This window comes from Paenochrobactrum sp. BZR 201-1, from assembly GCF_044987585.2.
Taxonomy (GTDB): domain Bacteria; phylum Pseudomonadota; class Alphaproteobacteria; order Rhizobiales; family Rhizobiaceae; genus Paenochrobactrum; species Paenochrobactrum pullorum.
The window spans coordinates 1-12201 of the sequence record NZ_JBJDRZ020000018.1; the positions used below are offsets into that span (position 1 = coordinate 1).

Here is a 12201-nt window from a genome sequence, read left to right on the forward strand (position 1 = left end):
TAAGCAGGGCAATTGCTCTTCGCAGACCACCTCCTGGCTTGATCCATCATTCGGATCGCGGCAGTCAATATTGCTCATATGACTATCAAACGTTATTGGGTAAGCACCACACCCTCATATCATGAGCGGTAAAGGTAATTGTTATGACAATGTCATGGCAAGCGAATAGGCCGCCAAAGTTGCTGCAAGCAGAACAGTTCCTGTCCAGTCAAAATTGCGTAGTGATGCTGATTGCTTGGGCGCATCAACTGAGGCAGGCAGATAAGCATGCACCAGAAAATATGCCAGCACGCATAGCGGGATATTGATCCAGAACATCGCCTGCCAACCAATACTGGCCAGCAAAAATGCACCCAAAGAAGGCCCAAGCGCAATGCCGAATGAAACCATGGTTGATAAAACGCCCATCGCAAAACCAGTGCGGTTTTTCGGGAAAACCTCCCCGACAAAAGCGAAAGACAAAGCTATCAAAATGGCTCCGCCAACGCCTTGAAGTGCACGGCCGACAATCAGCATTGGCAAATTTACAGAGAGAGCACAAATGGCAGAAGCCATCATAAAAATACCAAGCCCCCAAAGGTAAAGGCGCTTTTTGCCAAGCTGATCACCAAAACGACCAACACCGACGATTAAGGCCGTCACGACCAGCAGATAACTGACCACCACCCATTGAATGGCACCGAAAGTTGTATCAAATTCACTGACCAACTGCGGCAATGCAACATTGATAATATTCGTGCCTAATTGCGACAAGAGAATTGCCAGAGAAAGCCCCGTCAGTACCATGCCTGAACGTATCGGCTGAATTGGTGACTCGCTTGGTGGCTCGCTTGGCAAAATTCCTGTTTGAGAAATTTGTGTCATTATATTTTTTCCGTTTCAAAAGCCTTGGGAGAAGGCTCTTCTGGGAAAAAACATAAACCTGCAATTGAATTGTTTACAGTGCAATGATGGAATTATATAATTGCACCAAATGCAATCTGGATTATAATTCACATGTCGGACAAACGCCTTTCGCAAATCGATATGAATCTGCTCATCACGCTCGATGCCCTGCTGTCTGAAGGCAGCGTCGCAGGTGCGGCACAACGCATGAATCTCAGCGCACCGGCAATGAGTCGCCAGCTGACACGTATCCGCGAATTATTTGACGATCCCATTCTTGTGCGAGCCGGCCGTGGCCTTGTGCCAACACCAAGGGCAGAAGAATTGCGTGAACGTTTGCGCCAATTTGTGCTTAGCGCGGAAATGTTGGTGCGTGGTGAGGGCGACATTGACCCGCAGCAATTGGAGCGCACTTTTACAGTGCGTTCCAATGATGGTTTTGTCGGTGCTTATGGTGCCGCCATTGCCCAAGCCGTTTTTAAGGAAGCCGCCAAAGTCCGGCTTTATTTTGCCCCGCAGGGCAATGAAGATGTAGAAGCCTTGCGTGAAGGCAAGGTTGATCTTGATATTGGCGTTATTGGCGCAATGGGCCCTGAAGTGCGGTTGCAGGCTTTATTTCATGACCGGTTTATAGGTGTTGTGCGTCACGATCACCCAATAGCCAAGGCGGGCGCATCTTTAGAAAATTTTGTCGCTTATCCGCATGTATCCGTCTCGCGGCGCGGACGTTTTGATGGCCCAATCGACAAAGCACTGGCGACACATGGCATGAGCCGCACTGTCAGTCTGGCGGTTGCCAGCTTTTCCGAGAGTTTGGAGATTGTTCGCCGCAGTGATTATATCGCGGCGATGCCTGATCACCTCACTTATAATGCCAGACGCGATTTGTTTTCATTTCCTCTGCCGGTGGATGCGGATGCCCTTGCGATATCGCAAGCCTGGCATCCGCGCATTGACGCAGATCCGGCACATCGCTGGCTCAGAGCCCTCATCCGACGAATTTGCACGGTGCCGGTTTGAGAGAGTATCATTATACTTTAAACGGCAATCGCCCATTCGCGCGTGGCAATATCGGCCTTTTCAAAATCGTCACAAATGAGTATCAGGCGATTATAATGGTCTGAATATTGCGTTAAAATCTCAACGCTTTGTTGACGCAGCGCTCTGGCAATCGCACCTAACTGACCAGGCGTACCTTGTTTTAGCTTTCGGATTAACGGGCGTTTTATTGCAACAGCACGAATATTGGCAGCCTTTGCTGCTGCCCAGGCACCCTCACCGTCTTTAAACAGAAAATGAGCCGTTATTTTATCACCACTCTTAAAAACACCCCCACCCTCAAACGGAATAGCAGCACGTCCCATCGCTTCGCCAAGCCTTGCCAAACCATCGGGATCGTTGGTTAAATCAAACTCGATATCAAACACTTTATACAACCTTTTCATGAACTCTACGGCTGTCGGACGGCGCTTCATCCCGTTCATTCATGCCGTAATCACGCAAAACACATGCAACGCGTAGGCGGTAATGATTGAAAACATGATCACGCCCCGCTGCCTGCACCTGACGATGCAGCGAAAGGTTACGCCAGTTCTTAACCGCCTCTTCATCGCGCCAAAAAGACAAAGATAAAACCTTATCAGGTATAGTCAGACTCCGGAAACGCTCAATTGAAATAAAGCCCTCAATATCATTCAAAAGCGGGCGCAATTGTGCAGCCAAGTCCAGATATTCATTTTGTTTATCTTGCGACATCTCCACCTCAAAAATAACGGCAATCATGGATTTTCCTTTCTCGTTGTAAGTCAGTTTAGCCAATTGACCAATAAAGATGGTTCGATTAACGTCGAATTATGACCGAAGGCCCCAACATTGCCCGTATTGCTGCCCTTGTGGCTGATCCTGCCCGCAGTTCCATGCTGCTGGGGCTAATGGATGGGCGTGCGTTAACTGCGACAGAACTTGCGCACATTGCCGGCGTTACAAAGCAAACAGCAAGTAGCCATCTTGCCAAGTTGGTTGAAGGAGGCGTGGTCACTGTCGAAGCGCAAGGTCGCCATCGCTATTTCAGATTAACGGGTGAACATGTCGCTACCCTGCTTGAAGCTTTAATGGTTTTTACGCATGAAAATACTGCGCTAAAACCTGCTCGAACCATACGAACCGGCCCCAGTGATTTAAGTCTACGTAAGGCACGTATTTGTTATGATCACTTGGCTGGTGAAATGGGTGTCACACTCTATGATCATATGATTGCACAAAACTGGCTCAATGAAGATTTGACTATATCTCCAAAGGGCTGGGAAAAGCTTGCCATCATAGGCATCCATGAAAGCGCCCTGCCTCCGAGTAACAGGTCGCTATGCCGTGCTTGTCTGGACTGGAGCCAGCGGCGCCATCATCTGGCAGGCCGGATCGGAAAATCAATATTGGAGCGTTTGATTGCCCTGACATGGGCAAGGCGTTTGCCTCAATCCCGCATCATCAGCTTCTCGCCTGAAGGCGAAAGACGGTTTTTAGCTTGGTTACAATAAAACCTGCAAATACTGTTCACCAGATAATGCTCATCCTTGCAGATTATGCAAACTAACCGACGGACAAATATCTTTGGCTATTTCGCATAAATGACGGTGATGGGTCAGATATATTACCTGCCCCGCCTCAGCCATTTGGGAAAAAATTCGTAAAGTCTCTTCGGCGCGGAAATCATCAAAGCTTTCCATAATATCATCCGCAATAAATGGCAGCGCCGGACGCTCACGCACAAATTCATAGTAACCGGCCACTCGTAATGCCAGATAAAGCTGGAAGCGCGTACCTTTTGATAATTCCTGTGCTTCGCGTGAACTGCCATCGGCAGCGCGCGCGATCAAAATTTCACCCTCTTTACCCGGTTGAGTTGCAAGTCCTGAATAATCGCCACGGCTGATCGTACTGAAAGCTTCAGATGCTCGCTCCATCATCGAAGAGCGATGCTTGTCACGATAAGCTTTCAAACCTTCTTCAGCAGCGGCTATACCAATACGCAATTGCAGATAATTGCGCGCCCCCTCTTCAATTTCCAATAAAATGGTGCGACGCCGCTCTTCAATGGCAGCAATCTTGTTATCGCCGCCAACAGCTGCAATTTTATCTTCTGCTTGATTTTTAGCGAGATAAAGTTCCTGACAACGCCCATCAATGTCTTCACTTTTCGCTCTTAATTCCGTCAATTCTGCTTCAACGATATCACGCACCAACAACTCAAGTTGTTGTTCAGCAGCTTGTGCATTTTCACAACCAAGCATCGAAATCAGCTCGGATTCAGCATCCTCAATATAGGATTTAAGCTCCGCACGCTCTTGCACTTGTGCAAGCTTTTCCAATAATGCTTCCAGCGTCTCGACATGAAAGACTTTTGTTTTTTCAACCTTGGTCGCCAATAGAATAGCTTGGGAGGACGAAATTTCCCTCTCTCGCTGCGCCGCTTCTTCTAATGCTTCCAACAATTTTCGCCGACGTTCATCGGCATTCACGGCCGTTTTATTGGCTTCTTGCAATTGGTGCGCGAGATCGAGCGGTTCAAAATTTTCATCGTCAAATCCAGCCTGAAGGCTCAAATTTTGTACCTGCAAGCGGAATTGTTTTTGATCTTCTTCCATCTTGTCGATGCGGTCAGCAAGCGAAGATTGCTTTTCCAGCACGGCTTCCAGATCACGCATCAGCGGCAGTATTTCACGCACAAATGCCAGTTCAACCGGGTCACCATTCTGCTCCAACCAACAGGATGCACATGTCTCAAGCCATTGTTTTTGCCACGCCTGATCATCTTGCTGCGCTAGATTTAATGCCTGCACGCGGCGGTGTAACTCTTCTTCCGATTTGCTGCGCGCAAGTTGCAGTTTTTGCCACTCACTTTCGCGTTCAATCAGAACGGAGGCGCGCGCAATCAAATTTTGCAATGACAGATTTTCAGCGCTATCGAAGGAAAGTCCAGCCTGTGCCAGGACGTTTTTCATCCGCTCAACAGCTTCGATTTCTTCGTCATTCACAGCCTTTAGCTTGCGCTCCGCAGTCAATAGCTGCGTGTGGGTTTCCAAAGCCTGTTCTCTCTTTGCCAACCAATCATCAAGATTATCAATCGTTAAATATCCAACAAGCTGTGGCGACATTTTTTCAAGCAGAACATCCATCCATTGCTGAAGCGAGCCAAACTCTTTTCCCGCTGTTTGAAGTGTACTTTCTGCGCGTTTTAATTCGTCATCGGTAAGTTTATGATCATGGGTTAATTGCTGTAGCCTCGTCAAATCGCTGATCTGCGAAATCCGGCTTGATTGAACCTGATCATCTTGGCGTAAAACATGCTCAAACTTGTCCGCAGAGACCTGATCCAATTGCCGGCGATGGTTTGCCCATGCCTCTTCTCTTTCGCGCCGGATTGCAAGTGCCACATGATCATCGACCAAGCCCTGTGCGAGCCTCAGCGCATCTTTTTCACTTTGCAACTGCGCCAAACGACTATTCAAGCGGGCAACATCCTGTTTACATTGCTTGATATGATCTTTTTGCGCCGATATTTCTGCTTTATGGCGCTGCACAACTGCCCTATCAGGCACAATCATAACCGCTAAGTGCTCGGCTCCCTCGTCATAAGGGCGAAGCCGATCAAGACGCGATAGAAGCGCCGCTTGTAATTCGGCTAAATTTTCTTTTAAATTTTGCTGACGCACATGATGATCGGACAATCGTGATCGCGCCACCAAATCTTGCAATTCATGCAGCACCGAGCTATCAAATTCAAATGTCTGATCGTCATCCAAACCGTCTTTATGTTGTATCTTTAAAAGCTTTGCCTGCTGCTCGGCATTCACCAGTTCTGACTGTGCAGCTTTCAATGCAATATCAAGGCCGGAGCGCGCCTCAAGCAGAGTGCTGAATTGACCTGCGACACGAGCAGAAAGCACCAGATTTTGCGGGTTTTTCTCATTTTCACGATCTAAGCGTCGTAAAATTCCCTGCAATATGCCTTGCAATTCCCGCGCTTCCAAGCGTCGTTCAGGCAGATCTTTGACCGCGGTTAAAAAGCGCGCCCGTAAATCTTCCAGTGCCTCAAGGCGTCCTGTCAATTGCAGCGCATTCTCATCCACTTCGATTGCTTCGATCTGACTGCGCAAACGCTCCATTTCACCAGTTAAAGATTGCATCTGCACACGCAACTCAATCTCTTGCCGGTGCAATTGCTGCACATCTGCCGTCCAGTCTTGTGGTGGTTGCGGCAAATCTTGCAACGGTGCCAAACGTTCACGCAAACGTTTTAAGCTCGCCAATCGCGGCAAAGCATTAAGCTGTTTTTCGAGCGCTGCAATACGCAATCGGATCGTATTGCGCTCAGCATTCACCTCTTGATATTGATTGGTTGCCTGATCACGGTTTTTGATCAGTTGCGCAAAATCAGCAGCAAAAACATCAAATTGCTCACGCTCGGCTTTTAAATCAGCCAACTGTGCTTTCAATGCCTGCAATTGGCTGTTGCGACCACGAAATTTATAAAACAAATCCGCTTCACTGCGCAGTTCCGTCAGTCTATTGCTTAATTGTGCCAAGCCTGCACTGGCAGAGAAAAGCAACTCGCCCAGATCACCTTTACTGGCCAGAATATTCTCGCCGCCTTGCTCCAGCGTTTCATCATTCAATGAAAACATTGTACGGTAACTGTCGCGTTCAATTGCGCCAATATCAGCGCGTATCGCACTTTCCGGCAATGGCCGGCCTTGCGCGTCCAGCAAACTATTATTCGGCCGCTTGATACGGACAAACTCTTTTGTCTCACCATTAACCTCAAGCAACCCGCCAAGTTGCATCGTGTTATAGGGATGAATAAAATTATAAGAACTTTGCGCGCCTATACCGAAAATCAGATCCAGCAGACCGGAAAAAAGCGTTGATTTTCCTGCTTCATTCGGCCCGTAAATGATGTGAAAGTCCGGTTTTTTGTCTGTTTTTGTACCAAATTCAATCTGTTTATCAGTAAATTTGCCATAACGGGTGAGGTCAAAACGTTGTAATCGCATTTTTTAAGCCTCACTCTCATCAGATTGAAGCCGTGCGATAACATTTTCCGCACCCACTTTAACCAGACCATCAATGATGGCTTGAAACTCCCCCTCGTCCTGCCCGAATATGTCTCGACATTCCGGTGGCAATTGCGCTTTCAGTTCATCCGCCATTTTTTGTGCATTGAGCTGAAAAGAAGGCGTTGTTAAAATATCCTGCTTCACGAGTTGATAAAGATCATACAACGGGTCGCTATTATCCTTTGTATGATCTTTTAACGGCTGGCAGGCAACTTCCAGTTTTTCAACCCATGTCCTTCCAATAGAAGCCGCTTTCGCTTCCAATTCCGCCAACAGCAAATCCGCATCACGGCGTATGCGCCATGCTAAAGCCGTGTGGCCGGTCAAATACACACGAAACACGCCATGTTCAGCCTGTACTTGTGCCGTTTTTTTATGTAGCTCATCACCGATAAATTGAACCAGTTGTGGCCATTCAGACAAGTCACTAACATTGACATCTAACCGCTCAAACTGTGCAATACTGGTAACATGCTCAACAATTTCAACAGAGCGATCATTGTTGACGGTTACGAGGCTTACCGATTTTGCACCAGCCTCATTAATGTCACGTCCCTGCGGCATGCCGGGCATCACGATTGCACAAGCACCTTCAACAAGACTGCGCTTATGAATATGCCCTAAAGCCCAATATTGAAAACCGCTTTCCTGCAAATCCTTGATACTGCATGGCGCATAAAGATCATGACCTTCGCTTCCGGCCAAACTTGTATGTAAAAGCCCGATATTAAATGCGCCAATCTGCGGCTGCTTATATTTAGGAAGCAGACTATCCGGCGCATGAGCCTGCGCAAAACTCAAGCCATGAATGCAAATCGGAAAAGACGTTCCATCATGGTCAATTTCCACCATTTCCGCACGTCCGCCAAAGAGTTTTACACTCTCAGGCAGCACCAATTCTTTGGTGATACGCGACAAAGCATCATGATTGCCACGAATAATGAAAGTGCTGATTTGAGCATCATTCAGCCGTCTTAATTGTTCATGCAAAAAACGCGCGGTTTTCATCGATGTCTGATCGCCGTCATAAAGATCACCGGCAATCAGCAATGCATCTACTTGTTGTTCAAGACATAGATCAATTATGCGTACAAAAGCCTGCCGCGTTGCATTACCGATCAGTTCTGCCAATTCGCTATTGCGCAATGCAAGCGAGCGCAGCGGCGAATCCAAATGAATGTCGGCAGCATGTACAAAACGAAAAGTCACAACAATTCCAACACGTTCAAATTAATCAACGCCAGTGCAAAGATTGCGCCAGCGTCCCATTTTTTCTTATTCCTTTGGAGCAGAAAAAACACCATTTAGCAATGACGGCTTGTCGTTTGTCCAATCAGGCCAGCGGCTTTATTCCAAACCGCCAGCCTGACGGCTGAAATCACTTCAGACCTTTTCCTGCCCGTCACGATTAATATTGGAAGATTGATCTGTATCAGCCCATCAACCTGCTTTTTCGCTCGTTTCAACCGGAATAACCTTGCGGTGCTTTCCGTCAGGGCCTTGTGCCTTCAAACTGGCATGGCTTGGCGGATCACTTGGAATATGAGCCGGGCGGCGCGCCTCAAACTCTTTACGGAGCACCGGCACCACTTCCGTGCCCAAAAGTTCGATTTGCTCCAGCACCATTTCTTCCGGCAAACCAGCATGGTCCACAAGAAAAAGCTGACGCTGATAATGACCGGCATAATCGGCAAAGCTCAATGTCCGCTCAATCACCTGCTCCGGTGAGCCGACGGTCAGCGGGGTCATTTGCGTGAACTCTTCCAGCGAAGGGCCATGGCCATAGACCGGAGCCTTATCAAAGTAAGGACGGAATTTCGCAACCGCGTCCTGACTGTTTTTCTGCATAAACACATGACCACCCAGACCAACAATCGCCTGATCGGCACTGCCGTGGCCGTAATGTTCAAAACGCGAGCGATAAAGATTGATCATCTGCTCGGTATGTTCTTTGTTCCAGAAGATATTATTGGCGAAAAATCCATCGCCATAGAATGCAGCCTGTTCGGCAATTTCGGTGCTGCGGATAGAACCATGCCAGACAAATGGCGGCGTATCATCAAGCGGTGCCGGTGCCAGTGTAAAACCACGCAATGGCGTACGGAACTGACCTTCCCAATCCACAATCCTTTCCCGCCATAAACGGCGCAGCAAATGATAATTTTCAATGGCCATCGGAATACCCTGACGGATATCTTTGCCGAACCACGGATAAACCGGCCCCGTATTGCCGCGTCCCATCATCAGATCTACACGGCCATCGGCCAGATGCTGAAGTACTGAAAAATCTTCGGCAATTTTCACCGGATCATTGGTGGTAATCAGCGTTGTTGCGGTGGTCAGCTGAATCTTGCTGGTTTTAGCCGCAATCCAACCCAACATCGTTGTCGGCGATGAAGGCACAAATGGCGGATTATGATGTTCGCCGGTAGCGAACACATCCAAACCAACCTCTTCTGCCTTCAAAGCATATTTCATCATGGCCTTAAGGCGCTGATGCTCGGTTGGTGTATGATTGTTGGTTGGATCAGTTGTCAGATCACCGACAGTAAAAATTCCAAACTGCATAATAACACCCGTATAATTATAGCTGCGTCAACGCAGTCAAATATAAAGTAAGCGCCATAACGCTCTTGTCAGGTTCTATATAATGCAGTTGTCGGGGAATTAACCCATCAACGTTAGAGACAGATTGTCAACAAATCGGCATCGATGCAAAGCTTTTAAAATAAACATCGCCAATTAAGCGCCGCATGAACTATCAAAGTTTCAGGGGCAGCCTGAAAGATCATTTCAGCTGCCTCTGAATATCCGGAAATTATCTTTAATTTACTTGGAAACCAGCTTGATTTGCGTAGCAGTTACCTTTTCGACCGCAATTTGCGAATAAACAAGCGGAACATGTTTTGCCTGATGCCAGTTTTGTAACAGATCACCATAATGATCCGACATCGGCACACCAGATTGCCCCGGATTGTTCACAAATAAGCTATTATCCCATTCACCGACATCAATAACCATCCGAACCGAAGGACCGGATGTAACCGAAAAATCGCTCAAACGATAATTTGCCAAATTCAGCGTTGAACTAGAACCGCCTACAGGCACAGTTGCCATCGACCAATCTTTATCAGTCAATGATTGCAACGGATGACGCAGGCTTAAATTGTGGATTTTACCCCAGTTCCATTCATTGAGATCATTGCCCAGCAATTGGCGGCATTCTATCATCGCATCCGCCAGACTTTGCGCCAATTCTGTTGTGAGCTCATGTGTTACTTCGGCATTTTCCAGCCAAGCCACGACATTTTGCGAGTCAAACGGCATCAGCATGGCCATAATTTGTTCAGTCGCACCTGACTTTTGTGCAACCAGCTTGCCCAAATGCTTGCTGAACCAAACTTCAAAAAGTGCGGCTGCGCCCGAAGAAGCAGCCAAATTACCATCAAAATCATGCAAGATTTGCCATGCTTCATTGGCATTTTCTTCATTGAAAAATACTTGCAGACGTTTAATTGCACGCGCAGCTATCGGTGAAAAAGTCGACACCTGCAAATTGACGCAATCAGCCAATGAGATTGGTTTAGTGCGTGATAATTCACGATATAATGTATCCTGACGGCTGCTATCTGCCCATTCATAACCGATAGCCGGATTGTTGGCCGTCCATTCTGGCGGAATATTCAAAGCATTGGCTGTGGCGACGAAACCGCAGGACGGATTAACCGCAACAGGGCCAGCATCAGGCGCCAGATAACCATTCCACTCATATTGACCATTGCCAAGAACCGGCAGAAGGCCATCCCAATTGTCACGAATTGGTGTTGCTCCTGATGGTTTCCAGACAATTGTATTCGCCGTATCAGCATAAATATGATTGACCGACGGACAGCCCCATCCTTCAAGCGCCTTAAAATACTCCGGATAATTTTTGGCCTTCATCACCGAAAGGCTTGCCATATAAGGCGCCATACCGGCATCCATCCATACGGTTCGAAGGGCGAAGGCACGATTATTATCTTTATCCTGATAAAGAACTGGGCCATGACGGGTAAACTTAAATTCCACCTCCTGATCCGGATAACCCTTCACCGGAATGGTTTCTTTAATGGTGGTCATTTCTTCCCAACCATCAGCATATGCATATTGATCGGGCGCGTTTTCATGCGTGTCATAGACATAAATATCTTCTTGATCAGCACCGAAGATCGTCAGACCAAAGGCTGCGGTTCCGTTATGTCCCATGGAAATTCCAGGCACCATCGGTTCCCCTGCACCGATGACATCCAAGCCCGGCATAGTCAAATGAACCACATAACGGATCGACGGCAATACATGAGTGCGATGCGGATCAAGCGATAAAATCGGGCGACCAGTGCTGGTTTTATCCGCAGAAATTGCCCAATTGTTGGAGCCTTCTTCAAAAGGTGCACGATCAATTTCACCTGCAGGCGTCACAGCCGTCCAAAACCGTGCCTCATCAAGTGTTGCCTCAAGGCGCTCTTTGGAAAAATTAACCGGACTGACAGCCAGACGGAAATCACGTAATACCCTGTCTGTCACAACAGCCGGATCCAAGCCTTCAACCGGTTGCGGCACATTGCCAAGCACCAGTTGTTTGCGCAATAAATCAAGCTTCGCGCCAAGCTCTTTGCCGGCTGCGGCCATAATTTTTGCGCGCAATAATTCTGATGTCGCATTCATCACCAGCGAGTGACTGCGCACCCGCACGACATCTTCTGCTGCCCAATGATCGGGTTTGGTACCAAGCAGCTCAAATTCAGGCGGAAGCGCAATTTCACCGCTCAGACAGCCGTCAACATAAGCATTGATCCCTTTGGCAAAAGCTGTGCAGATTTCCTGTGAATCCTCACCGTAAGCCTGCCATTCAGGTTTCATATCTCCGCGATACAAAAACAAACGTGCGGCTTTATCCTGCTCCAGATAGCCGGGGCCAAAATCGCGCGCCAACAAACCAAGTCCGCGTTTTCGCGCCAGATCAACTTGCCATAAACGATCGCGTGCGGCATTCCATCCTTGTGCAAAAAACAAATCATGCAGATTTTCTGCTCTGATATGTGCAACACCCCAATGATCAATATTAATCGTGACGTCTTTTTCTAAACCCGTCACACGGGTTGCAGCTAAATTGATTGCCCCGGACATAGATATTCTCCAATTATTTCCAAGCAAGTCATTGTTC

Annotated in this window: 9 protein-coding genes and 1 pseudogene; 3 read left to right on the forward strand and 7 right to left on the reverse strand. The window is 47.8% G+C overall.

Going from position 1 to position 12201, the window contains the following annotated elements:
* Positions 1-151: pseudogene (locus tag ACI0FR_RS11210) on the forward strand (DDE-type integrase/transposase/recombinase); the annotation flags it as partial.
* Here ACI0FR_RS11210 and ACI0FR_RS11215 read toward each other — a convergent pair.
* Positions 142-864 carry an MFS transporter gene (locus ACI0FR_RS11215; protein ID WP_374832481.1) on the reverse strand — a complete coding sequence of 241 codons (723 nt, stop codon included), beginning with the start codon at positions 862-864 and terminating at the stop codon, positions 142-144. The pseudogene ACI0FR_RS11210 and the gene ACI0FR_RS11215 overlap by 10 nt on opposite strands.
* A 132-nt stretch (positions 865-996) precedes the next feature.
* On the opposite strand from ACI0FR_RS11215, the gene ACI0FR_RS11220 reads away from it, so the two are divergent.
* Positions 997-1905 carry a LysR family transcriptional regulator gene (locus ACI0FR_RS11220; protein ID WP_404907527.1) on the forward strand — a complete coding sequence of 303 codons (909 nt, stop codon included), beginning with the start codon at positions 997-999 and terminating at the stop codon, positions 1903-1905.
* Between the two features lie 17 nt (positions 1906-1922).
* Here ACI0FR_RS11220 and ACI0FR_RS11225 read toward each other — a convergent pair whose 3' ends face one another.
* Together ACI0FR_RS11225 and ACI0FR_RS11230 are read right to left on the reverse strand one after the other, a co-directional pair.
* Positions 1923-2312: an amino acid-binding ACT domain-containing protein gene (locus ACI0FR_RS11225; protein WP_374832725.1), complete on the reverse strand. Its 390-nt coding sequence runs from the start codon at positions 2310-2312 to the stop codon at positions 1923-1925.
* Between the two features lies 1 nt (position 2313).
* Positions 2314-2667 (reverse strand): antibiotic biosynthesis monooxygenase family protein, encoded by a 354-nt coding sequence (locus ACI0FR_RS11230; RefSeq protein WP_374832485.1) that lies wholly within the window; start codon positions 2665-2667, stop codon positions 2314-2316.
* A gap of 71 nt (positions 2668-2738) precedes the next feature.
* Between ACI0FR_RS11230 and ACI0FR_RS11235 the strand changes: the two genes are divergently transcribed.
* Positions 2739-3419, forward strand: coding sequence for an ArsR/SmtB family transcription factor (locus ACI0FR_RS11235; protein WP_404907530.1), 681 nt, complete (start codon positions 2739-2741; stop codon positions 3417-3419).
* 30 nt (positions 3420-3449) lie between these two features.
* Here ACI0FR_RS11235 and ACI0FR_RS11240 read toward each other — a convergent pair whose 3' ends face one another.
* The 4 genes from ACI0FR_RS11240 to ACI0FR_RS11255 all read right to left on the reverse strand — a co-directional run bounded on the left by ACI0FR_RS11240 (position 3450) and on the right by ACI0FR_RS11255 (position 12164).
* Entirely contained in the window at positions 3450-6935 is a 3486-nt protein-coding gene (locus ACI0FR_RS11240) for an AAA family ATPase (RefSeq protein WP_404907531.1), read from the reverse strand.
* 3 nt (positions 6936-6938) lie between these two features.
* Positions 6939-8207 (reverse strand): metallophosphoesterase family protein, encoded by a 1269-nt coding sequence (locus tag ACI0FR_RS11245; protein WP_404907533.1) that lies wholly within the window; start codon positions 8205-8207, stop codon positions 6939-6941.
* A 231-nt stretch (positions 8208-8438) separates the two neighbouring features.
* Positions 8439-9566, reverse strand: coding sequence for an LLM class flavin-dependent oxidoreductase (locus tag ACI0FR_RS11250; RefSeq protein WP_374832493.1), 1128 nt, complete (start codon positions 9564-9566; stop codon positions 8439-8441).
* Positions 9567-9827: 261 nt separating this feature from the next.
* Positions 9828-12164: a penicillin acylase family protein gene (locus ACI0FR_RS11255; RefSeq protein WP_404907535.1), complete on the reverse strand. Its 2337-nt coding sequence runs from the start codon at positions 12162-12164 to the stop codon at positions 9828-9830.
* Between the last annotated feature and the right edge of the window lie 37 nt (positions 12165-12201).